This is a genomic window from Myroides marinus (genome assembly GCF_900109075.1).
Classification (GTDB): Bacteria; Bacteroidota; Bacteroidia; order Flavobacteriales; family Flavobacteriaceae; genus Flavobacterium; species Flavobacterium marinum_A.
In genome coordinates this window covers 120,136-145,529 of sequence record NZ_FNYS01000005.1, presented here as the reverse complement: position 1 = coordinate 145,529, position 25,394 = coordinate 120,136, and the positions used below count along the sequence as shown (strand labels likewise).

General features: G+C 34.1%; 19 protein-coding genes. 10 read left to right on the top strand and 9 right to left on the bottom strand.

What is annotated here, in order from left to right:
* Positions 1-14: 14 nt before the first annotated feature.
* The 4 genes from punC to BMX53_RS07560 form a co-directional block, all read right to left on the bottom strand.
* Positions 15-1,190 (bottom strand): purine nucleoside transporter PunC, encoded by a 1,176-nt coding sequence (punC, locus tag BMX53_RS07575; RefSeq protein ID WP_074745480.1) that lies wholly within the window; start codon positions 1,188-1,190, stop codon positions 15-17.
* A gap of 192 nt (positions 1,191-1,382) precedes the next feature.
* Positions 1,383-2,045 carry a chloramphenicol acetyltransferase gene (locus BMX53_RS07570; RefSeq protein ID WP_074745478.1) on the bottom strand — a complete coding sequence of 221 codons (663 nt, stop codon included), beginning with the start codon at positions 2,043-2,045 and terminating at the stop codon, positions 1,383-1,385.
* Complete coding sequence (locus BMX53_RS07565) at positions 2,046-2,810, bottom strand: enhanced serine sensitivity protein SseB C-terminal domain-containing protein (protein WP_063176948.1); 765 nt, start codon at positions 2,808-2,810, stop codon at positions 2,046-2,048.
* A 119-nt stretch (positions 2,811-2,929) separates the two neighbouring features.
* Positions 2,930-4,021, bottom strand: coding sequence for a M42 family metallopeptidase (locus tag BMX53_RS07560; protein WP_063176967.1), 1,092 nt, complete (start codon positions 4,019-4,021; stop codon positions 2,930-2,932).
* A gap of 79 nt (positions 4,022-4,100) precedes the next feature.
* Here BMX53_RS07560 and BMX53_RS07555 point away from each other — a divergent pair, with 79 nt between their 5' ends.
* The 5 genes from BMX53_RS07555 (at position 4,101) to BMX53_RS07535 (ending at position 9,021) form a co-directional block, all read left to right on the top strand.
* The gene (locus BMX53_RS07555) at positions 4,101-4,799 is read left to right on the top strand and encodes a DUF4294 domain-containing protein (RefSeq protein WP_038986482.1); all 699 of its coding nucleotides are present in this window, start codon (positions 4,101-4,103) and stop codon (positions 4,797-4,799) included.
* A gap of 47 nt (positions 4,800-4,846) precedes the next feature.
* Positions 4,847-5,932, top strand: a complete 1,086-nt coding sequence (dnaX, locus tag BMX53_RS07550) for a DNA polymerase III subunit gamma/tau (protein ID WP_038986483.1) — start codon at positions 4,847-4,849, stop codon at positions 5,930-5,932.
* Between the two features lie 26 nt (positions 5,933-5,958).
* Positions 5,959-6,729: a hypothetical protein gene (locus BMX53_RS07545; RefSeq protein WP_074745476.1), complete on the top strand. Its 771-nt coding sequence runs from the start codon at positions 5,959-5,961 to the stop codon at positions 6,727-6,729.
* Between the two features lie 39 nt (positions 6,730-6,768).
* Positions 6,769-7,602, top strand: a complete 834-nt coding sequence (locus tag BMX53_RS07540; protein WP_038986485.1) for a CvfB family protein — start codon at positions 6,769-6,771, stop codon at positions 7,600-7,602.
* Between the two features lie 510 nt (positions 7,603-8,112).
* Positions 8,113-9,021 (top strand): helix-turn-helix transcriptional regulator, encoded by a 909-nt coding sequence (locus tag BMX53_RS07535; protein WP_063176946.1) that lies wholly within the window; start codon positions 8,113-8,115, stop codon positions 9,019-9,021.
* 276 nt (positions 9,022-9,297) lie between these two features.
* Here the strand turns inward: BMX53_RS07535 and BMX53_RS07530 are convergent, their stop codons facing one another.
* From BMX53_RS07530 to BMX53_RS07510, 5 genes are all read right to left on the bottom strand, one after another.
* Positions 9,298-10,674, bottom strand: coding sequence for a RagB/SusD family nutrient uptake outer membrane protein (locus BMX53_RS07530; RefSeq protein ID WP_074745594.1), 1,377 nt, complete (start codon positions 10,672-10,674; stop codon positions 9,298-9,300).
* 11 nt (positions 10,675-10,685) lie between these two features.
* Positions 10,686-13,733, bottom strand: coding sequence for a SusC/RagA family TonB-linked outer membrane protein (locus BMX53_RS07525; RefSeq protein ID WP_074745474.1), 3,048 nt, complete (start codon positions 13,731-13,733; stop codon positions 10,686-10,688).
* 675 nt (positions 13,734-14,408) lie between these two features.
* The gene (locus BMX53_RS07520; protein ID WP_074745472.1) at positions 14,409-15,797 is read right to left on the bottom strand and encodes a HAMP domain-containing sensor histidine kinase; all 1,389 of its coding nucleotides are present in this window, start codon (positions 15,795-15,797) and stop codon (positions 14,409-14,411) included.
* Complete coding sequence (locus tag BMX53_RS07515; RefSeq protein WP_038986488.1) at positions 15,794-16,471, bottom strand: response regulator transcription factor; 678 nt, start codon at positions 16,469-16,471, stop codon at positions 15,794-15,796. The genes BMX53_RS07520 and BMX53_RS07515 overlap by 4 nt, the downstream gene beginning before the upstream one ends.
* A gap of 783 nt (positions 16,472-17,254) precedes the next feature.
* Positions 17,255-17,818, bottom strand: coding sequence for a hypothetical protein (locus BMX53_RS07510; protein WP_074745469.1), 564 nt, complete (start codon positions 17,816-17,818; stop codon positions 17,255-17,257).
* A 256-nt stretch (positions 17,819-18,074) separates the two neighbouring features.
* Between BMX53_RS07510 and BMX53_RS07505 the strand changes: the two genes are divergently transcribed.
* The 5 genes from BMX53_RS07505 (at position 18,075) to BMX53_RS07485 (ending at position 25,383) form a co-directional block, all read left to right on the top strand.
* Positions 18,075-18,596, top strand: a complete 522-nt coding sequence (locus tag BMX53_RS07505; protein ID WP_038986490.1) for a hypothetical protein — start codon at positions 18,075-18,077, stop codon at positions 18,594-18,596.
* 339 nt (positions 18,597-18,935) lie between these two features.
* Positions 18,936-20,045 carry a sensor histidine kinase gene (locus tag BMX53_RS07500; RefSeq protein ID WP_074745467.1) on the top strand — a complete coding sequence of 370 codons (1,110 nt, stop codon included), beginning with the start codon at positions 18,936-18,938 and terminating at the stop codon, positions 20,043-20,045.
* Positions 20,046-20,071: 26 nt separating this feature from the next.
* Positions 20,072-20,830: a LytR/AlgR family response regulator transcription factor gene (locus BMX53_RS07495; protein WP_038986492.1), complete on the top strand. Its 759-nt coding sequence runs from the start codon at positions 20,072-20,074 to the stop codon at positions 20,828-20,830.
* A gap of 168 nt (positions 20,831-20,998) precedes the next feature.
* The gene (locus tag BMX53_RS07490; protein WP_074745465.1) at positions 20,999-22,183 is read left to right on the top strand and encodes an efflux RND transporter periplasmic adaptor subunit; all 1,185 of its coding nucleotides are present in this window, start codon (positions 20,999-21,001) and stop codon (positions 22,181-22,183) included.
* A 38-nt stretch (positions 22,184-22,221) separates the two neighbouring features.
* The gene (locus tag BMX53_RS07485; RefSeq protein ID WP_038986494.1) at positions 22,222-25,383 is read left to right on the top strand and encodes an efflux RND transporter permease subunit; all 3,162 of its coding nucleotides are present in this window, start codon (positions 22,222-22,224) and stop codon (positions 25,381-25,383) included.
* Positions 25,384-25,394 lie beyond the last annotated feature (11 nt).

Here is a 25,394-nt window from a genome sequence, read left to right as displayed (position 1 = left end):
TTTTTTTATGCTTATTATTTAGGGCTTTTAGTCAATCTAAAAGCGATGTATATTAACGGTATAGTACCTGCCATAACTAATACTGTAGTGAATAAAGCATCTGCTGTAAATAGAGATACTATAGAGCTTGCTATAAAACACATTCCTAATTGTATGGTGTTTTGTAGAGCTGCTGCTTTTCCTGAGTTATTAGGATATAACTTTAATGCTTCAGATACTACAATTGGGTAACATGCTCCATTTACGAATGCCATTAAACAGAATGGTATAAGTAGTGTAGTTAAGGTAGGATTAGTAAATACAGCTAAAGCAGTAAGTGAACTAACAGCTATTACGAAAAGTGCAATAAAGTAAGGCATCAGTACTTCTCCATTTACTTTAGCAGATAAAGTTCTGTATCCAAAACCTCCTATCAAGAAAGCAATAGTCTGTGGAACGAAGCTAAATCCTATTTCACTTTCACTATATCCCATTTCTTTTAAGAAGAAAGGTGATCCTGTCAACCAAGCAAAGAAAGCAGCTGAACATAAAGCGTAAATCATAACATTACCTAAGTATTTTTTTGATTTAAGTATAGCGAAGTATGATATCCTCATAGTTTCAGATGTTGTAGTTTCTTTTGCAGTCTTATCTTCTTTAATTGTAAAAGTATATAGGATAAGTAGTACTGCTATAACAGCTAGTGTGATAAAGATAGATCTCCATCCAAAGTGGTTTAGTAAATAAACTCCTAATAAAGGTGCTAAGGCAGGTGATAATGCAACTAATGGCATAATAGATGCAAAGACTTTAGTCGTTTCTGCCGCTGGGTATTTTTCGATTACTAGTGCCTGCCAGCTAACAGCTGCTGCACATACTCCAATAGCTTGAATCAATCTCAATAGCATAAACGCAATAACGCTTTCTGTAAAGAAGATGATTAAAGAAGAAATAGTGAAGATACTAAGACCTACAATAATTGTTTTTGGTTTACCGAATCTGTCTGAAATAGGTCCCCATATTAATTGTGCAATAGCATATCCCGCAAGGAATAAACTCAATGTAGCACTAATATTACTCTTTGAGGTATTAAGATCGATACGCATTGTATCGAATGCAGGTAGATACATATCTGTAGCTAAGAAACCGATGATGCTCAAACCTACTAGATATATTAAAAAGAAAAAACTATTCTTGTTCTTTTGTGGCATATATTGAAAATTTTAGAATCGGCAAAAGTACACTAATTAAGTAAGGTGGGGATGAATTATTATTGTTTGTTTTTATTGCAAGTATAGATAAAGCTAATACTAAACAGAGTGGTTTTGGTAGTTTATTGTAAGTGAGTATTTTATGGGGTGGTATTGAAAATAAAAAAGGATTACCTCTTGTAGAGATAATCCTTATAGTATCCAGTTTTTAGCGTTATTTGCTATGTTTTGTACATCTTGTAGAAACATTGATGTGTGATATCCATCTGCTATAGCGTGATTGACATATACAGATAAAGGGATTAACACCTTGTCATTCTCTGTGTAGTATTTTCCAAAACGTATAATTGGTTTTAAGAAATCACTGTCGTGAGATGTGTCTTGACTTATACTTTCAAAACTAATCCATGGAACGCATGAAATAGGAACGAAGTTAGCAGGTAAACCTTGTTTAACTTTAATGCCCTTTACATCTTTATACTGTTGGATGTCATTGATTATATTTTGATGAAATACAGCAAAATCATCACTATAGTCACTCCATAAGTCAGAGAATGTTTTATCATCTTCGTGAAATAGTGTAAACTGAGGCGTTAGATAATTCCAAGTGCCCAGCTTGCCATCTTGTATACTAGTGCGCAATTCTTCACTATTGTTTAGAGCTTTCATAATTACATATAAAAAAGTAGGGAAGAACTTATATCCTTTACTCTTGTATAATGAGATGATGTCTGTTATGTCTATTTTGATACTAACAGTGTACTTTGTCTTCAGAATATTGCGATAGTACTCGTAATAAGGAGTACGTTTCCAGGTATTCAGATCAATAGGAGTGAATATAGCATTAGTATCCATTTACTTTACATAGAAAGGTTTTGCTTGGTTGTAGAAGTAATCGCTATAGTTGCCATTTTGTTCTAATTTGATAATATCAGCATATTCGCCTTCTTTAAAATGAGATTTACAGAAAGTCGAGACTAAATTGGCTACTTCTTTAAAATTACTTAATTCTTCTGAACATTCGATAGCAAAGATATAGTGAGGTTCTTTGTCTAAAATCTCATTAAAAGTCCATCCTATATAAGCAGCAGTTATATGTTCGTTTTGATAAAAAGCACTTTTAAGTTCGTTTAATAATGTAGTTGGGTTGTTGTCAGGTTTGCCAATTTGCACATTCATCTGACCTCTTAATACAGGACTTGATACAGTATTAAATATACTTCCATTAAGCATATCAGCTATTTCTTCAACTACTAATTCTTTGTAAACTTTAGAGAATGGGTTTACTATGATTGTAGCACCTACAGTCATTTCTAAGAAAGCATGTCCTCTTACTTTCATATAATCCATTTCTTGGTGTATAGCACTACCATCATATATTCTATCTGGATCAGTGAATACAGGTATGCAGTTGTTTTCAAAAGCGATAATAGGAGGTGTCTCACTATCTTCAGTAGTTGAGTCTTTTTGTACTAATATGTAGATGTAGTCTTTTAAGAAACGGTTATAAAAAACAGCTCTATATTCTGGGTTACTTCCTGCTTGCTCTATAATTTGAGCTAAAGTAAGATTTGTATTAAGTTTAGTGGTTGTATTCTTGTTTCGATTATAATTTGACATTATAGAATGTATTTTTATTCAAAGATAAAGGATTTAATCATACTAGCTTTGTAAAGAATTGTAAAAATCTCAATAGGAGTAAGGAAATAAAAAAGGCAGTATAGAACTGCCTTGATTTATTATTTAAAATATGAGAATGTTTCGTTATTCTCAATCTTTAATAGTGTTTCGTAGATTAGTTTGATAGTGTTCTCCACATCATCTCTGTGTACCATCTCTACTGTAGTATGCATATATCTCAACGGAAGAGAGATAAGAGCAGAAGCTACACCACCATTGCTGTAAGCGAATGCGTCAGTATCAGTACCTGTTACTCTACTCATAGCATTGCGTTGGAATGGGATATTGTTGTTCTCAGCAGTTTCTTCGATTAATTCTCTAAGGTTATTCTGAATAGCTGGAGCATAACCTACTACAGGTCCTCTACCTATTTTATTATCACCTTCTATATTCTTATCAACCATAGGAGTATTAGAATCGTGACAAACATCCGTTACGATAGCAACATTAGGTTTGATTGTCTGAGTAATCATTTCTGCTCCACGTAAACCTACTTCTTCTTGTACAGCATTAACGATATATAATCCGAAAGGAAGAGTTTTATTATTTTCTTTTAATAGACGCGCCACTTGAGCAATCATAAAACCACCCATTCTATTGTCAATAGCACGACATACAAAACGGTTTTTATTAAGTATAGTAAATGTATCAGGATATGTGATAACACAACCAACATGTACTCCTAAAGCTTCTACTTCTGCTTTAGAATCACAACCTAGGTCGATAAAGTTAGTCTCTATTTTTGGAGATTCTTCTTTACCTGCTCTATTTCTGATGTGAATAGCTGGCCATCCGAATACACCTTCTACAATACCTTTTTTAGTGTGAATGTGAACTCTCTTAGAAGGAGCAATCATATGATCACTACCACCATTGCGTACAACGTGGATAAATCCTTCTTCTGTTATATATTTTACGTACCAAGAGATTTCATCCGCGTGTCCTTCTATAACTACTTTATATGGAGCATCAGGGTTAATAATTCCTACTGCTGTTCCGTAAGTGTCAGTAATAAAAGTATCTACATAAGGTTTTAGATACTCCATCCACGTTTTTTGGTTATTAGATTCGTGTCCAGTAGGAGAAGGATTATTTAAATATGTCTCTAAAAATGCTAGAGATTGATCATCTAGAATTGTCTTTGCACTCATAATTTTATTTTTTGCTAATTTACCCAATACATTATTATTACTCAACAAAAAGCAATAATTTTGATGTATATTTTAAGTTATGAAAAAGCTTTTGTTGTTTAGTTTTCTCTTGTTGGCACAACTACTGATAGCGCAGGAAGAGAAAGGGCTTGTAGCTGTACCAGAGATTCCTCACGAAATAATTATTAATGGGGATACAATACAAGAATATACAATACCTGAGATATTTATAGGAGTAGATGTCAAGGACGAAAAATATAGAAGAGATATGATTATTCTTCGCAACAGATTGCGTAGAGTGTATCCTTATGCGAAAGCAACTGCTGAGAACTTAGTTATTCTAAATGCTAATCTTGATAAGATGTCAAGTAGTGGTGATAAACGTAGATATATAAAACGATCACAGAAGTATCTAGAAGAACAGTTTACAGAGAAGTTAAAGAAACTATCTAGAAACGATGGTAAGATTCTAATAAAGTTGATAGACAGACAGACAGGACAGACTGTTTTTAAGCTAATAAAGGAATTTAAGAGTGGATGGAAGGCTTTTTGGTCTAATACCGCAGCTAGAACATTTAGTTTAAACTTAAAATCAGAATATCATCCAGAATCAGAACTTGATGATTTTTATATAGAAGTGCAATTGCAGTATCTGTTCTATTCAAATCAGTTAGAAGAGAGAGCACCTCATAAACCTATTAACTTAAATCAGCTTAGAAAACAATGGTCTAGTAAGATAGGAGAGGATGAGTTTTTCCCTTCAGAGTTACGAGAATAATTTCTGTATTATAAAAAATAAACTACCTTTGCGATAATAAGAGACCTATGGAACAATTTATCGTATCTGCCCGAAAATATAGACCCCAGACATTTAAGGATGTAGTAGGACAACAAGCTATTACAAGTACACTAGTTAATGCTATAGAGAGTAATCACTTAGCACAAGCTTTATTATTTACTGGACCTAGAGGAGTAGGAAAGACGACTTGTGCTCGTATTTTAGCAAGAAAGATAAACCAAGAAGGGTATGACGATCCGAATGAGGATTTCGCATTTAATGTATTTGAACTAGATGCTGCCTCTAATAACTCGGTGGATGATATCAGAAGTCTTATTGACCAAGTACGTATACCTCCACAAACAGGTAAGTACAAGGTGTATATTATAGATGAGGTGCATATGTTATCTTCAGCTGCTTTTAATGCTTTCTTAAAAACATTAGAAGAGCCACCACGTCATGCTATCTTTATTTTAGCAACTACAGAGAAACACAAGATTATACCAACGATATTGTCTAGATGTCAGATCTTTGACTTTAAACGTATTACTATAGCAGATGCTGCTAATCATTTAGCAGACGTAGCTAGAAGCCAAGGTATCAACTTTGAAGATGATGCACTGCGTATTATCGCTCAAAAAGCTGATGGAGCTATGCGTGATGCTTTGTCTATTTTTGATAGAGTAGTATCTTATTGTGGTAGAAACTTGACTAGACAGGCAGTAGCAGAGAATCTTAATGTATTAGATTTTGAGTATTATATCCGTATTACAGATATGGTACTACAAGGTAATATCCCAGGTTTGTTACTTGCTTATAACGACATCTTATCTAAAGGATTTGACGGTCATCACTTCGTATCTGGATTAGCATCTCATTTTAGAGATCTAATGGTATGTAAGACTCCTGAGACAATAAATCTGTTAGAAATAGGTGATCATGGTAAGCAATTATTCTACAATCAATCTCAACAAACATCAATGCCATTTCTTTTGCAAGCAATTGAGATTGCAAATGATTGTGATTTGAAGTATAAATCAAGTCAGAACCAAAGGTTATTAGTAGAGTTGTGTCTTATGCAGTTAGCGTCTTTGTCTTTTGAAGGCGAAAAAAAAAAGATAAGCAATTCATAATTCCTGCTTCTGTTCTTAGGGATTTATTGACAAGTGGCCAGTTTAGTAATAATACTGTATTAAGTGGTCTTAGTCAAGTTGGTAATAATCATACTCAAGTAGATAGCCAAGAATTAAGTATATTACAACAAACAAATATTCAAGTTTCTGCTGTAGAGAATAGTATAATGCCTTCTCAATCTACTTTTGCACAAGTAGAAAATGAGCAGTATAGTGCTCCTGCTACAAGTATTCCAAGTAATGAAGTAAGTCAGGCTCCTCTAAATAGTGTTATCACTCCTGCTAACAACGTAACAGGTAATGAAACGAGTGGCAATGAAGTACCACAACCTAAGAGAGCTTCGGCATTATCTTTAACTAGTATTCGAAATCGAAAGGAGCTAGCTTCTTCTTTAGAGAAGAATGTGATTAATCCAGATGATTTACCAAAAGAGCCTTTTACTTATGACCAATTAATTGGAGAGTGGAACTATTATATGGATCGTTTACTTCGTGGAGGATTACCATTAATGGCTTCATTGATGAATATGGCTAGACCTACTCTAAAAGGATTCCAAATAGAACTAGAATTACCTAATGCAGGGTCGAAGTTAAGCTTCGAAGAAAATAAGTATGATTTAGTTAACTACCTTAGAAAGAAATTACAGAACTTTGATATTGAGTTAACTATTATAGTAAATGAAGAAATAAAATTAGTAAAACGAGTACTTGATTCGAAAGATAAGTACCAACATTTTGTCAATATTAATCCTGAAGTAGAGAAGCTAAGGGATATATTTGATTTAGAATTAAAATAATAAGAAGTAAGGTTTTCACAATATTAAAGAGATAAGGAAATGATAAAAATAGGAGATGATAATAAATTAAAGGTTGCTCGTTTTGCTGCGGGTATAGGACTTTATTTGACTGATGGAGTAACAGATATTCTTTTGCCTAGTAAATATGAACCTGAAGGTATTAAAGTAGGAGATGAGTTAATTGTTTTTGTTTACTTAGATCAAGAAGAAAGACCTGTAGCAACTACTTTAGAACCTAGTATATATGTAAATGAATTCGCTTTATTAAAAGTGAGTTATATCAATGAATTTGGTGCCTTTATGAATATGGGACTAGAGAAAGACTTGTTCGTTCCTTTTAGAGAACAAGCTCGTCCTATGAAAGAAGGAAATAAATACTTAATCTATATGTACCTAGATGACCAAACTAATAGGTTAGTAGGATCAAGTAAATTAAAACAGTTTGTAGACAATAAAGATATTACTGTAGCAGAAGGTGAAGAAGTAGAATTAGTTGTATCTCATATTACAGATTTAGGAATCAACGTAATTATCAATGAGAAACACGCTGGATTAATGTATAAGAATGAAGTGTTTGAAGAGTTACATACAGGGGACCGTATTATAGGTTATATCAAATCAATCCGTCCTGATGGAAAGATTGATGTTAGTAGAACTAAGACTGGTTTTGTTGGAATAGCTGATAACGCAGCTATCATTATTAGAGAACTAGAGCACAATAGAGGTTTCTTAGGGCTAAATGATAATAGCCATCCAGAAGATATAAAGACAGTTCTAAACATGAGTAAAAAAGCTTTTAAGAAAGCTGTTGGTACACTGTATAAAGAAAAAAAGATTGAAATCAAGGAGGATGGAATTCATCTAGTAAGATAATTTACCTGAATTGTAATAATTATATAAAGAGTTGAATTTTTTATTCAACTCTTTTTTTATTTTTGCACTAGCTTTACTCAATTTTTATAGAGGTTCACCCTTTTTAATTGATTAATTACTCTTTAAAAGGTTACGTTTGTTACCCTTTTACATTTAAAAAAGATAAAAGCTAAAGTCCCCACAGCACCTATTGTTTAGTAATGATAGGTGCTTATTTTTTTAAGTATTAACAAGAATATATTCGCATAATGTCTCATGTGAGATATGGTGGGGACAGCAGTGAATATATGATAATAATATTGTTGTTTTTTTATAAAAAATACAATATTGGATAATAAGTATAGGTAAGCTTAACTAAGAAAAAATACAGTTTCACCCATTTTTTTACTTGATTCTATTATATAGGGTTAGTTTTGTTTCCCAATTAGATAGTTTTTTTTATTCAAAAAAAGGATTATTTTAGTTATTGATAAAAAACACAACTATAACTTAATTTTAATTGGGGTTAAAATGAAGAAATTACGCTACTATTTTTTGGTATTAAATTACCTAAACCAAAACCATTACCCTTCGCGGGAAAGACTTTTAGAGTATTTAGCAAGTTATGATATTGATATTAGTGAACGAACACTATATCGCGCACTAAGTGATTTGTCTACAGAATTCGGAGTAGAGATTTCTTTAGATAATGCTAAAAAGGGGTACTACATAGCTCCTAAATATTTAGCAACAGCAAATCAAGTTCTTTTACATCTTAAAGATTTAGTTACTACAGATATATTAAATTCAAGTAATGGGGCTAAATCTGCTGTATCTATATTCGTTGACGCAGAGAAGAAGAAGGGTGTAATGCCTATCGATACAGTTCGTCTAATATATACTGCAATGACTAAAGGACAAAAAGTATCTTTTATTTATGCAAACACACTAGAAGAAAGTTCAAATCGTTTAAAGATTGCACCAATACTTTTTAAACAGTTTGAAGACACATGGTATGTTGTAGCTATAGAAAATGATCAGTATAAGACTTACTTCTTAGATAAGATTTACGATGTTAAGTTAGAAAGCGAACGCTTTAAAGCATGTTCTGAATCTGCAAGAGCTAAGTTTAGTGAAATTATAGGACTTAACTTTACAGGAAGTGACTTACATGAGGTTGTTCTGTCTTTTGACAAGAGTCAAAGAGAATTGTTACAAGCTTGTCCACTTCACTCTTCTCAAGTTATTACTGAAGAAGACAATGATAACAGAGTTCTTGTAACTTTATTAGTTAAACCAAACTTTGAATTAAAACAACAAATTATGAAGTTTGGAAAGTTAGTAAAGGTCATAGAACCACAACAACTTAAAGAAGATATAATAGAAGAACTTCGTTTTGCTTTAGAGCAACACGAAGAAGAATATTTAAAAGTACATTAGTTTGGGGGAATTAATGTAAATGTTGTACTGTATATGATAAGTTATTATTAAGTCAAAATATACAGAACAACGGTTAGTTTGTTTCTAAAAAAATAGCAGGTGGGGGCCTGCTATTTTTGATTTAATTCAGTTTCACGTTTGGTTAATTATAAGAGATAGTGTTAACTATCTGGCACGATTTACTAACATAAAATTGAGATATAGAATAATATCGTTACAGTACAAAAAAAGACCGTTTGATAAAACGGTCTTTTTTATTAATTGGAGAAAAATCTCTTAGTATTTTAATCCAGGATTAGCTTGTATTTCTTTCTGTGGTATAGGAAGTTGATAAAACTCTTCAAATGGTTGTACAGTTAACTCATCTGTATCTACAGCTAGGTCATAATCTTCTCTCTCTAAAGGCATGCCTAATCGCTTTAAATCAAAGTAACGATGTCCTTCAAATGACAACTCTAAGAAGCGCTCTTGTAAGATATCTTTTAAGGCAACAGTATTAAATTTAGAGACTCCTTTAATTCTGTTCTCTCTTAATATGTTTATATCTGAAGTAGCTCCTTGAGTGTTTCCTAATTGAAGAGCAGCTTCAGCACGGATTAAGTACATTTCACTAATTCTGAAAACCTTATAATCATTAATACGATCATTAAATGCACTACCATCATATTTACTGATAATATCCTCATTTTCTACTCCGAAGAAATGCTCGTATCTCATATCATTATCAGCATCAAATTGGTTTCTTAGTTTCTTAGATGCAAAGTATAATGATTTTCCGCTACTAAAGTCATACCAGAAAATGTTTGGTCTGATCTTATCATCGTTGTTTCTCTTTAACTTAAAGATTACTTCAGCATTCGAAGTGTCTTCCCATATTCCTTCAAATTCCTTAGCAGTAGCTAGAGGGTATTTATTGATCAACTCACTTGTATATTTTAAAGCTTTATTGTAATCCTTTTGATATAAGGCTATACGTGCCGATAGAGCAATGATAGCATCGTGACTTAATCTTATCTTCGAATCACTTTTAATAAGCTCTTGAGCGTCCTTAATATCCTTCCAAAGATTTGAGTAAAACTCACCAATTGTTAGTTTTCCTGGCTTTTCATATACATTAGAACTTGTTTTATATGGAATAGTACTCGCATTTCCTCCTAAGTAATCTGACTGTCCGAAGATACGGTGTAATTCAAATAACACTAAAGCTCTAAGCCCGTGTAGTTCTCCTTTTAGCTCACTTAGTTTTTGTACTTCATCTTCAGTATTTGTAGGAACTCTATAAATATTTTCTAATAGTACATTTACTTTATATACACTGTGGTAGTAGTCTAACCAAATTTGGTGTAAAATATCATCATCCGCGCTAAATGTCCATCTGTTGATATTCACTGCATAGGAGTTTACCCCTGCATTAGTAGGAGCTAATTGGCAGTCATCTGCCATAATAGACCCGATTAATGTATTGTATTCTATGTTTAATTGAGTATACGCTCCTAATACACCATATTCGAATTGCTTCACAGAACTGTAGATGTGATCATCGCTAACAGAATCTTTAGGATCTATATCTAACATATTATCACAACTCTGAAAGCTTAATGCTCCTATTAAAAGTAATAAGGCTGTATTGATTTTATATATTGCTTTTTTCATTCTTGACATGTTTAAAAAATTACTCTTAGACCAGCTGTGATAGTACGTGGAAGAGGGTATTCATATTGGTACCAGTTGTTGTCATCTTCAGGATCTTGTCCTTTCCAATTCGTCCACGTAAGTAAGTTTTGTCCTTGAGCGAATACATTTACTTCTTTCACCACTTTATTCCATTTACCAAAGTTTTTAAACTTATAGTTTACACTTAGGTTTCTAAGCTTTAAGTAATCAGCTTTTTGTAACTCTCTATCTGTCATGTAACGAGCATATTTTGCGCTAGGATTATCACTTACATCACCAGGGTTTTGCCACATATCTAACATACTTGTAGATTGGTTATAGATGCGATAAGTCTGGTCAGCAGAAGTTCTGTAGAACTCACCTGTATTTAGACGATACATCCCTTTGATAAATGAGAATAGAGCACTTACTTCTAGATTCTTATATTTAAAGTTCGTTGTAAAACCACCTTTTATAGCAGGGTCAAAACCACCTTTTACTAACACAGCATTGTCAGGATCATAAGTAGTTGTAATATTTCCTTCTTTGTCATAGTATAATGGAGCACCAGTTTGTTGATCTACGCCCGCCCATTTTACCATATAGAAATGTCCAATTTGTTTACCTACTTGGTGGATAGAGTAGTCCTCAGTGATGATTTCATCCTCATCACCTAAACTCAAGATTTTGTTTTTGTTGTAAGCAAAGTTTACACCTAGGTTAAAAGTAAAGTCTCCACTTCTAATCACGTCACCTGATAGTTTTAGCTCGATACCTCTATTTCTAATTTTACCCATATTATCAGCTACTGATTCAAAACCAGAAGTGCTAGACAGTGATCTATCTAAGAATAAATCACTTGTAATACGGTTGTAGAAGTCTACTTCTCCCACTAATCTATTTCCAAATAATCCAAACTCTAAACCTAAATCTAGTATTCTATTCATTTCCCAGTTGTAGTTACTGTTACCTGGAGAGATTGGGTTTAATGCAGTACCTCCGTTATATTGTCCCGGGCCATATAAACGACGGTATCCGAAGTCACTCGCAAATCCATTAGCATTACCAGTCAAACCATAACTAGCTCTAAGACGTGCCATAGATACTACATCTATGTCTTGCATAAAGTCTTCTGATTTCATATTCCAACTACCACCTACAGCGTAGAAGTGCTTATATCTATTGTTGCTAGGAACACGTGACGACCCATCACGTCTAAAACTAGTAGATAATGTAAATCTATTCTCATAAGAATATCTAAGTAAAGCCACTTGAGATACCAATAAGTTCTCAGATTCTCTACCCTCTACCTTAGGGATAAAGTCATTCTCAGGAGTACCTGGAGTAATACCACCAGCTGTGTGATCTAATCCGTCTATTAATCCATAACCTGTAAATCCGTGGTAGTTATACTTCTGTCTGTTCATCTCCATTAAGGCGATAGCCTCTATCTCATGTGCATCCCATCTGTATTTATAGTTGGCACCGAAGTTAGCCATTAGCCCAATATTAGTCTGATCTCCTTGACTAAACATCCCTTTTCCACCTTCTTCTACAAGATCTCCAAAGTAAGTATCAGGTTTGATGATATGTGTATTGCCTATTTTGGTATAGTCAACACCTAATGTGCTTGTCAGTTTTAAATCATCTGTAATATCAAAAGAGAAGTTACCTGCTAATACACCTTTCTGTTGTTTTTCTCTTCTACTAACATCATTGTACATTGATAGTGCATTAGTACCAAATCTATTAGGACCAGGTGTAAGCCTTCCATTTTCATCATAAGGATTTTCATAAGGCAAAGCGAAATACATTGATGCCACAGGATTAGTTTCACTTACATCAAAATCAGATTCAGAAGATTGACTGTTGATATTTGCTAAATTGATAAAGAAGTTAGAGCTCAGTCTACCTGATTTGTGATGAATATTACTATTCACATTAAATTTCTCTATACCAGAGTTATAAAGCACTCCATCTTGTTTGAAGTAATTCACAGAAGTATAGTGTTGTGTTTCATTATTTCCTCCTTGAAAGCTCAAATTGTGAGATTGATTAATCCCTCTTCTAAGAAGCTTCTTTTTCCAATCAATATTAGTGTTTCTAATCTCTGCTAAGCGTCTATCTCCTTCTATATAATCCACATCAGACTTAGCCACCTGAACACCGTTTACTATCTTATAAGGATTGTTTCTAGAATAAGCCCATCCTGGTAAATCTTGATCTTGAAGCATCTCTTCAAATTGAAGACGTTGGTTGGTATTCATCATATCCCATTTGCTATTATTAGCTTCAGAATATCCATATTGTGTTTGATAAGTTACTCTCATTCCATTAGAGTCACTAGGTCCTTTCTTAGATGTGATAACGATAACTCCATTAGCACCTCTAGAACCATATTGAGCGGTAGCAGCCGCATCTTTTAGTACAGTGATATCTTCAAAATCTTCAGGATTAAGAGCAGAGAAGGTTGCTGGTGAGATAGGCATTCCATTTAATACATACAGGGGATTGGTATTTTCATCTTGAAGCGAACCGATACCACGAATAGTAACTCTACCAGGTGTACCAGGCTGCCCAGAAGGAGAAGCTACATAAAGCCCAGGTACTTGTCCTTGTAGAGCTTGATCCATAGAACTCACTTGTGACTTATTAAGCGATTGTGCCTCTATTTTACTAACCGCTCCCGTTGTTTTAGAACGCGATTGTTTAGTATATCCTGTAACTACGATTCCTTCTAATAAGTTATCTTCTACATCTAAATCAATAAAGCTTGGATAATCTCCACCTTTAATCGTGATTTCTTTATCGAAATATCCGATATAAGATAAGCGAAGTTTAATCTCTTTTAAATCTCCATTATCTAATTCGAAATGACCGTCATCTTGCGTGATTCCAACTTCGTCTTTAGTGATGTTCTCTATCGTAACACCAGGTAAGGGTAGAAGCGTCTCAGCGTCTCTCACCACTATAGGTGCTTTCTTCTGTTGAGCGTAACTGCTAGCTGTCACAGCCATTAAAAAGGCAAGAGACAACAGTGATCTTTTAGTGATATGCATAAATAAGTTATTGTTCAATTTTTAACAATACAAACTTATTTTAACTTAATTAGGATGGTCTTAAAGAGGTATGAGTGGGAGATTAAAAGGGGATTAGAAAATTTTAATGTCACATGAAAAGAATGAGGAATGAGGAATGTTTGCTTGGGGTATTATCCGTGTCACTTAAACATCCTCATTGCTACGCAATAGTCTCCTGACTTTGCGTTCTTTTGTGTTATTGGGCGAATGGTAAAGGCCCCTATGATTGTGGATATGCTGTGCGTGATAATGATTGTGTGACACGCAAGGTATTGCGTCTGTACCTTGTATTGTCAAGTGAATGGTAATTCGCCCTTACTATTGTGGATATGCTGTGTGTGATAATGATTGTTTGACACGCAAGGTATTGCGTCTGTACTTTGTATTGTCGGACGAATGGTAATTCCTACGATTGTGGATATGCTGTGCGTGATAATATTGTGTGACACACTAACATTCTCATTGCTACGCAATAGCCTCCTGACTTTGTGTGTTGTGGGGCGAATGGTAATTTACCTTTATGATTGTGGATATGTTGTGCGTGATAATTATTGTGTGACACGCAAGGTGCTGCGTCTGTACCTTGTATTATCCATAAAAAAAGCGAACCAGATGAGAGGTTCGCTTTAGTGTTGCTTTCTTAGAAAGCGTGAATTATAATTTAGATAATGATTGAGATTCGTGATCTGTATTGACTTTAGGGATCTTTAGTGTCACTGTAGTTCCCGCTCCTAACTCTGAGTCTATCATCAGTTGACCTTTGTGTAGGAGTACTATTTTATGTGCTAAAGACAATCCTAATCCAGTGCCTTTAATACCGAATGCATTACTAGAACGGTAAAAAGGTAGAAATAGTTTGTCCAAGTCTTCTTTTCTTATTCCTATCCCTTGATCTTTGACAATAATGATGATATTGTCCTCATCTGTTTCTAGGATTAACTCTACAGGTTCGTTCTGTGAGAACTTACTCGCATTAAATATAATATTAGACAATGCTAGTTCTAGTAAGTTGCCATTACCATTAAAGAATAGCTTGTGCAACTCTTCTTCTGTATTAATATTTAGCTCAAGATTTAAGTCTTTTTGTGCCGCTATAAGGTGATCTATCATTGTCCACCAGAACTCCTCAAAAGCGTGCTTGTGTAACGGATATACAGAACTATCTAATTGAGATAGAGCAAGTAGATTATTAATCATTTGATCCATATGAGTAGCATCGTTGACTACTCCTTGTAGCACTTTTTTATATTCATCCTCACTACGAGATTGTCTAAGGGCTATTTCTGCATTGCCCATCAGAGAAGCTATAGGTGTTTTTAACTCGTGTGAAGCATGAGAAACGAAGGCTTGTTGATTATCAAAGGAATCTTGTAACCTTCTAAACAACTCATTAATTGTCTCACTCAGTGTTCTAATCTCATCCTTAGACATGTCTTGTGTAGGAATAGGATAAAGTGTAGAAATATCTTTTCTAGACACATGTCTATTGATACGTGTAATTGGTATTAGGAAATAACCTGCAAACCATCTAGACAAGAAGAAAGTTATTAATAAGGCTATGATAAGACTACCTAACATTACTGTTCTCAATTGTTTTAAAGCAGCCATTCCCTTGTCATTAGTCGCTTTTGCCATCACAATAAAGTCTCCAGAGTTATCTCTATAGAAGATTCCTACCACATATTCATCACCTATTTTGAAGTTTACTTTTTTCTTGTCTATTACTTCAGCTAGTATTGCTTTATTCCATTTAAGATCGCCCTCTTCTATAAAAGTAGGAGAGAAATTGATATCGTATATTCTTATCTTTTCTTGAGATAATGTTCGTGGATATTTGCGTTGTACTTCATCGTATTCAGCCTTAGTGAAGTTGTCCTCTGCTAGATAGTTATGTCCTACTGTAAATGCTCTATCTTCAAGTTGTTTAAAGAATGTATTTTGCCAGTGATTAGATACCACAAAGTATACAGCCATTAATACTCCTAAGAGTAGAATGGCAAATAAGCCTGAGAATTGAAGTGAAAGTCTATTGCGTATTTTCATATCTCATCTTTTAGAATGTATCCCATACCAATAACAGTATGGATTAATTGTGTGTCAAACTCTTTATCTATCTTACGTCTCACATAGTTGACATATACATCTATCAGATTAGTACCTCTATCAAAGCCGATTCCCCATACTGCCTCTGCTATTTGAGTACGTGCTAGGACCCTGTTTTTATTCACTAAGAAGTACTCTAATAGTGTATATTCTTTTTGTGTTAGTACAATCTCCTTATTAGCTCTAGTAACTGTTTTTTTATAAGTATTCATTACTAGGTCTGCTGCTTTATATTCGAGAGTAGGCATAGACATTGTATTTCTACGAGTCAAGGCTTTTATTCTCAACAGCAATTCTTCAAAGTGAAATGGCTTAGTCAGATAATCATCAGCTCCCATATTAAATCCTTTTACCTTATCATTAAGTGTTGATAAGGCAGTAAGCATAAGGATAGGAATATCTCCTTTATATTTTTTGATCTCTTGACATACTTCAAAACCGTTCATGTGAGGTAATATGACATCTAAGATAATTAGGTCAAATTCTTGTTGCATTGCTAGTTGTAACCCGATCATCCCATCATAAGCAAAAGATACCTGATGTTGACTCTCTTCTAATCCTTTTCTGATAAAGTTAGATACACTTACTTCGTCTTCTATTAAAAGTATATTCATAGCACTGATTTTTTACAAAACTAAAGCATATATCGAGCCACTTTTAAGTATTAGAGAAATTTAATGTACCATTAGAATACGCTTAGAGTCTTATTATCAGTTAGTTATTTGTTTTGTAGAAGGTATGTTGATTAGTGTTTTCTAATGTAAGCTATTCTACTTCAGATTGATGCCTGTATTAGTATTCATAGCGTTATGTTTTGGGTAAGTCTTTAGTGAGAGGGGAGTGTCTCTGGTGTGAGTCCGTTGTTTTTATCATTTTAACGGACTCACAACGGACTCATCCAAATAAGAACTCTATAATAACAAGACCCAAACTCATATTGAGGAGATAAGTAGACATAAATGAAACAGTTATTTAGTAATCTGATTCACTACACAAAGTAATTAATAAAAACAAAAACAGGAGAGAAAGACTTCCACATTCTTCCATTTATGACCATTTAATTCCAAATATTTCTTTTTTCTTCCATAAAGTTCCACTTAATTCCATTTTTAAAAATATAACTAGTTGTATAGTAAATGTTTGCTGTTTTTTGTACACCTGTTTATTCGGAAGGGCTTCGGAAGAGTTCAGTGTTTGTTCGGAAAGAGCCGAGGTTTTCCGAAGACTTTCAAAAGTCTGCTTAACGAACTCCCGAAGAAAAGGCTTTGACTTTATAGATATGTAGTATAAGTAGTATTTGTATACTTATTTCTATTTCTGAAGTGATTACAAAAAAATAGAGCATCTCATAAGGCTATGAGATGCTCTGTGTGTATTTTATACTTGGTATGATTTGTTTAGTTTTTTGCTAAGTTGATTAATCTAGCGATGTATTTATCATAGTCAGCACCCGAAATTATCTTTACAGGAGCAATACCTCTAAAATCAGCATTCGAAAAATATCTACACAGTAGTAGATAGATAACCTTACCTTCTTTATCTGCTTCTATTTGCAATTGCATAGGTCTGTCATGCGTAGTTTTTTCGTTAGTTAGGTTATTCCAGTCTTCGTTTTCATACATATTGATAATGCGCATATCTCCAGGACCATAAGGTTCTGTACCACGTGGAGGATTAGCAAATTTAGCTGTACCTATACCTGTAATTTTACCTCCTGTCTTTTTACTATAAAAATTAGAAGACATAACGAAAGTATTAAATAGCCCTATTAGCGCTATTAGGATTGCTAGACCTCTAACTAACCATCCATCTTGTATTAGACTAGGATAAATGATTAGTACTATACTAGCAATAGTTATAAAGCCCCATATCGCTTTCTTAAGCATGTTAGTTCGCAGTTCAAAGTCTTGAGGATTTGCTCTAAAGTAATCATACAAATTAGCAGGATAATTGTTGTTCATGTATTAAATTTTAGTGTTTATATTTCTTTTTCTGATTTAAATATATTGAATATTACTAAGTGTTATTTACTATTAGATTGAGATGTTTGATTATTGATAGTATTTAGTGTTTTTAGCGTGTAAAATATTTGATTTTATTCTTTTTAATGAAGGTTTTTTTGTTTTAATTCTAATGTTATCAGATTGTTATGTTTTTATTTGTATGTATATGGTTAGGCTATAATTATGTATTTTTAGAATAACCAATACAACTATTATGAATGAATTTTTACGTTATCGATTTCTGGTAGATTCAGGTGTCGATGTGCTGTTTAAAAGAGAGATAAGCAGCCTTCAATGTTCTTATCAATTCTCAGATGATTATTTCCGTTTTTTACTAATCAGTAGTGGTTCTTCATTAGTGCAGACATCTACAGAAGTGTCCTTTTTTGATTTGAGTGTGCATAACACTTCAGAGACTTTAGAGGAGGTGAATGAAGACAGTATTTTTTCGCCTTATATATTTATCATCGGACGATGGAGTAGAGATATGTTAATAGGTGAAGTATTAGTAGGAGATCGTAAAGGAGCTATAGTGTTAATAGCAGAGGATAAAATTTGTGATATAGATAGTATAGAGGAGCTGTTAGAAGATATGGATGTAGAGGATATACACATAGTATTAAAGAACGATGGAGATACTGTGACAGCGCTATTATCAGACGGCAGTGGAGTAATGACAGTATTAGAACACTCATTTTATGAGTTTTTAGATAATAGGTTATTATTGGCTAGCTAGTTAAAGCGTTAGTAAATATAAATAGTTGAGTTTTTTTTCATAACAATTAAGTTTTCAGGTTTTGACGTAAGGTAGTGTAGCTGTAATAGGCTACACTATTTTTTTTGTCTTGTACTCCTTAGGAAATCTAGATAGCTCAGTTAAGAGTAGTGATCAGGTACTATTAGGAAGAATAGAGAGTTTCTTATAATAGAGAGAACAAATCAGTAAAACCTAAATATTGTTACAGATTAGTTAAGTATTTTTCCGTTTCAAGTAATTATATATCATTTTGAGTGAGGTAGATTTAGTTATATGGAAATATAAATTTATTTTTGTTCTAGAATTAAAACAAAATATATGGCGGCTAAGAAAGTAAAAGAAGAATCAATGTTCTTGAAACATTATAGATTAATGGTTGTTCCATTAGTTTTTATTCTTTATTTATTTTCTCATTTCTTATTAAACCCTTATGATGCTGATTGGGTAGAGATGGATGTTAAGGAGATGTGGGAGTCTGCTTTAGTATTGTTTGTTTATTGTATGGCTATTACTGAGGTAAGCCTTTGGTTGAGTAGGGTACTTAATAAGCTTTTGCCATGGGATAAGTTACCTGTCATGCGAGTAGTGGTACAGTTCTTTTTGTTGATCCTGTTTATCTTTATTATTTACTTTGCTATTAACTTTGTATATATCTATATCTCTCCTTATAATACATTTGATATCATAGATTTAGAAGATAAGATAGATATATGGCAGTCATTGATTATTAGTTTTAATACAGGTATATTTATTAGTGCTATTCACACAGGTTATTTTTTGATTAATAACTGGAAGAAGTCTATGGTGGATGCCGCAGATCTAAAGTTAAAAGCAGAACAGTTAGAGCGTATAGCGAGTCAGGCAGAATTAGAATCTCTAAAGATGCAGTTAGATCCTCACTTCTTATTTAATAACTTTAGTACATTATCAGAGTTAGTCGTAGAGGATCAGGATATTGCGGTGAAGTTTATAGATCACTTATCCATAGTGTATCGATATATGCTGTCTAATGTGCGTAAGAATACAATTAGTCTGGCAGAAGAACTAACATTCGTAGAGTCTTACTTTTACCTGATTAAAGAAAGGATGGGGAGTAAGGTGAGGTTAAATATCAATGTATCAGAAGAGATTAAAAGAGGCTTTTATGTAGCTCCTATTGCGATACAGCTTTTAGTGGAGAATGCAGTTAAGCACAATAGCGCCTCTAAAGAAAACCCTTTAAAAATAGATATCTACGTAGAGGGTAACTATGTAGTGATTAGTAATAATATACAAGAGTTAGTAGTGACCTTGCCATCATCTAAGGTAGGTCTGACTAACATTAAGGAGCGCTATAGACTACTGAGTAAGCACAAAGTGGTAATAGATAAGTCAAAAGATAGCTTTACTGTGAAGTTGCCTTTGTTGATTAATAAAAATGATAAGTAATAAATACAGCAAAAGATAGAGGATATATGAAAGTTTTGATAGTAGAAGATGAGGTAAGAAATGCTAATAAGTTATCTCGATTATTACAGATGCTAGATTCTGAGATAGAGATTCTAGCTGTGGTAGAAAGTGTAAAGGAGTGTGTAGATTGGTTAAAGAATAATGAGGAGCCTTCACTTATAATGATGGATATTCGATTAGAGGATGGACTGTGTTTTGAGATTTTTGAACAGGTGGAGGTAAAAGCTCCTGTAATATTTACAACCTCTTATGATGAGTATGCTCTAAAAGCATTTAAGGTCAATAGTATCGATTATATCATGAAACCTGTGAGAGAAGAAGAATTGGAACAGGCTTTGGAGAAGTTTAAATCGCTTAGATCTACACCAGAACTTAGTGATTCTATAAAAGATATATTGGGCAACTTGTATAAAAAGGAAGCGTTTTATAGATCTCGTTTTCTTATTCCTTATAAAGATGGTTTTAAAACTGTGAAGGTAGATGAGATTGACTTTATCTTTTCAGAGTTAAAGATTACTCATCTAGTGCTAAAAAATAAGTCTGTAATTATCGTCGGACAAACTTTAGAAGAGTTAGAAGACGAATTAGACCCAAAGATTTTCTTTAGAGCGAATAGACAACATATCATTAGTATTGATAGTATTGATAATATACAGAATTATCACAATGGTAAGTTGAAAGTAGGATTGGTTAAAGATCCTCAACGCGAGGTGATTGTAAGCCGTGAAAAGGCTCCTATTTTAAAGAATTGGTTGAACTCATAAAAGCTACTTAGGTAGCTTTTTTTTATGCCTATTTATACGGTTCGGAAACTGCTTAATCGTATTGGTAATCACTTTTGACGCTTCAGGTTCGAATTTTTACGCTTCGAACTAATTCTAGAAGTTGTAATGGTATAATTTTTGATTTTTGTTGTGTTAAAAGCGTTAGAAATGAATAAAATTTATAGAAGTACGAAAGTTTTGTTTTTAGGAGGACTATTATTTGGTTTATCTGTATTTTTCGTTAGTTGTAAAAATGACTCAAACGAAGGGGCTGAAGCAACAGATGCGTTAGAGGTAAAAACCAGTGTAGTGGAGAAAGGTGATGCATTAGTATTAAAGAAATATACTGCATCATTAGAAGGAAGAGTTAACGTAGAAGTACGTGCACAAGCTTCAGGATATATCGAAAAAATATTAGTAGAAGAAGGAAGCTATGTGAAAAAAGGACAAGCATTAATACTTATCGATGCACAACCTTATCGTATTCAATTAAATAATGCAAATGCAAGTTTAAAAGCTGCACAGGCTGCTTTAGTAAATGCTCAATTAGAGAAGGATAAAGTACAGTCGTTATTAGATAATAAGTTCGTATCTCCAATACAGTTAAAAACAGCTGAAGCGGTATTAGATAACGCTAAGGCAAATGTAGCTCAAGCTCAGGCTGCTGTAGCAGAAGCTAAACTTAATTTGAGCTACTGTACGATTACTGCTCCAGTAGATGGGTTCTTAGGGCGTATTACTAAACGTGTTGGGAACTTAGTAACAGCTGGTGAAGTAGAGGAGTTAACTACTATGTCTGATATCTCTCAGATGTATGCTTACTTCTCATTAACTGAAGCAGACTATTTTAATCTTATAAAAGAGAATGGTGGTTCTGAGAACGTACTAAAAATGCCTATCGAATTAGAATTAAGTAATGGAGATAAATATCCTATCACTGGAAAAGTGGATGTAATCAACGGAGAGTTTGATGCGGGAACTAACTCTATCAGCGTACGTGCTGTATTTGATAACCCAGAGCGTCTATTGAGAAACGGTGGTACAGGTATTGTGAATTTAATGGCTACACATAGAGATGTAGTACAAATTCCTATTGCCGCTACAGCTGACCTACAAGATAAGATATTCGCTTATGTAGTGAATAAAGATAATACTGTAGATCAGAGACAGCTTAAGATTATCGGAAAGAACTTACACACTTACTTTATCGAAGGAGGTATTGAAAAAGGAGAAGTACTTGCTATCACTGGTGTAAACCAATTACAAGACGGTATGTCTGTAACAGCGTTACCTAGTACTTCTAAAAATGCGGGAGGTAATGTAAGTTCAAACACAGCTAAAGCGAGTGAGTAATCTCTAGATTAATTATTTAATTAAAACAAACAGAACAAATGCTTAAAAAGATTATACATAGGCCAGTACTGGCTACCGTTATATCTCTTATTATAGTAATATTAGGGGCAGTAGGGTTAACGCAGTTGCCTATGGCTCAGTTCCCTGATATTGCACCTCCTAGTGTTACTGTAGCAGCTTCTTATCCTGGAGGTAATGCTGAGACAGTACTTAAATCTGTAGTTACGCCGCTAGAGGAGGTAATTAACGGGGTTGAAAATATGACTCACATTGAGTCTACAGCGAGTAATGATGGTACAGCCTCTATTACAGTGTTTTTTGACTTAGAGACAGATCCTGATCAAGCTGCAGTAAACGTACAGAATAGGGTAGCTCAGGTGTCAGGTATCTTACCTGCTGAGGTATTACAAGCTGGGGTAATCACGCAGAAAGAACAGCGTGGTATGATTATGATTATTGACCTTATCAGTGAGGACAATACTCTATATGATGAGACATTCGTACAGAACTATGCTCGTATTAACTTAGTACGTGAGTTAAAGCGTATTAAAGGGGTGGGTAAAGTACAGTTATACGGTGAGAAAGATTATGCTATGCGTGTATGGTTAGACCCGCACAAATTAGCAAATAGAGGATTGACTCCTGCTGATGTAGAGCGTGCTATCCAAAGTCAAAGTATGGAGGTTGCAGCTGGTAACTTAGGTCAGAATGCTGGTGGTGCTGTACAGTATACATTGACATATCCTGGTAAATACAATACTCCAGAGCAGTTTGAGAACATCGTAGTTCAGGCTGATAAGAGTGGTAACGTATTATACTTAAAAGATATTGCTCGTATTGAGTTTGGTGCGGTAGCGTATGATGAGGAGAACAAGATTAACAGCTTAGATGCTGTGAGTATGGCAGTGTTTCAAACTAAAGGATCTAATGCCAATGAAATTCAGACACAAGTATATAAAGTAATTGATGAGTTAACTCCTCAGTTGCCAAAAGGATTAAGATATAATGTAACATTTGCTAATAAAACTCAATTAGACGAGTCTATTAATCAGGTGAAAAATACATTGATGGAAGCATTTATCTTAGTGTTTATCATTGTATATATATTCTTACAAGATTTTAGATCTACTCTTATTCCTGCGATAGCAGTACCAGTATCATTGATCGGTACGTTCTTCTTCTTGAATATGTTAGGGTTCTCTATTAATATGCTAACGCTATTTGCATTAGTACTAGCAATTGGTATTGTAGTGGATGATGCCATTGTAGTAGTTGAGGCCGTCCATAGTACGATGGAGCTCGAAGGGCTAGATGCTAAGGAGGCTACATCAAAAGCGATGAGTGAAATCTCAGGTGCTATTATCTCGATTACTCTTGTAATGTCTGCGGTATTCTTACCAGTAGGATTTATGGAAGGACCAGTAGGGGTGTTCTATAAGCAGTTTGCCTATACATTAGCTATTGCGATTATGATTTCGGCAGTAAATGCCTTGACATTAAGTCCAGCGCTATGTGCATTGTTACTTAAAAATCACCACCACGATTTAGAAAAAACTGGAGAAGTTAAGAAAACAGGATTTAAGACTAGATTCTTTAGATCGTTTAATGCTGGGTTTACTTCATTAACAAATAAATACATCGTAGGAGTTAAGTTCTTAATCAAACGAAAAGTATTAAGCTTAGGTATCTTAGTAGGATCTATCATAGGAATGGTGTTCTTAATGAATAGTACGCCTAAAGGATTTATTCCTAACGAGGATCAAGGATTTGCGATGTTCGCTCTTTCATTACCTCCAGGATCGTCTATTGATAGAACAGCAGCAGTGTTAAAGGATGGTGATGAGATTATGAGAAAGCATCCAGCTGTAAAAACTGTAACTACTATTTCTGGATTTAACATCTTAGGTAATGCTGCCAGTCCAGCGTACGGTATGGGATTCATCTCATTTAAAGATTTAAAAGATAGAGGAGAAGTAAGTGATATCAATGAAATATTAGCAGAGTTAAACGAACAGTTAACTGTGTTAAAAGAAGGAGAGTTCTACGTATTCGCTAACCCAACAGTACCAGGATTTGGAGACTTTGATGGATTAGAGTTAGTAGTTCAGGATAAACGAGGAGGAAGTATAGATGAGTTTGCTAGTGTGGTAAACCAATTTAATAAAGACTTAAGCGAAACAGATGAGGTACAGAGTGCCTTCACAATGTTTAAAGCTGACTTCCCAATGTATAAGATTGTTGTAGACCCTGTTAAAGCTAAGATGCACGGTGTAGATGTAAGCGATATGATGAGTGCTGTACAGTTATTCTACGGATCTGCTCAGGTGAATGACTTTAACCGTTTTGGTAAGCAGTTTAAAGTATTCGTACAAGGGGATGCTCAGTTTAGAGCTGACGAAGAATCGTTTAAAACTATTTATGTAACAGCAGGTTCTGGAGAGATGATTCCTATTAGCTCTTTAGCACACTTAGAAAAAGTGTATGGCCCACAGGCAATCAGCCGTTATAACTTATTTAACTCTATTACTGTAAATGGTATCATTAAACCAGGAGTAAGTACTGGTGATGCAATGAAAGCGGTAGAGAAAGTAGCTGCAGAAAAATTACCTGCAGGATATGCTATTGATTGGTTAGGATTAAGTAAAGAGGAGCAGAAGTCAGGAGGACAAATGGTATTTATCTTCGGTCTATCTATCTTATTTATTTACTTCATTCTATCAGCACAGTATGAGAGTTACATTTTACCACTAGTAGTATTATTATCATTACCAGTTGGGATTATGGGGGTATTCTTAGCCATCGGATCAGTAGGTATTGCTAATAATATTTACGTTCAGGTAGGGCTCATCATGCTGGTCGGACTACTCGCGAAGAATGCAATTTTGATTGTAGAGTTTGCGGTTCAGAAACGACAAGGAGGAATGAGCATTGTAGACGCAGCTGTAGAAGCTTCACGTTTACGTCTTCGTCCAATCTTAATGACTTCGTTTGCATTCATCGCAGGATTAATTCCACTGATGTTTGTACAAGGATCATCAGCTCAAGGTAACCACTCGATCAGTATTGGTACAGCAGGAGGAATGGTAGTAGGTGTAATCTTAGGAGTATTTGTTATTCCTTTCTTATACGTATTCTTCCAGTATTTACAAGAGAAAGTAAGTGGAAAACAACCAGAGCAACCAGAAGTATTAGAAGACTAGTATTTCAACAA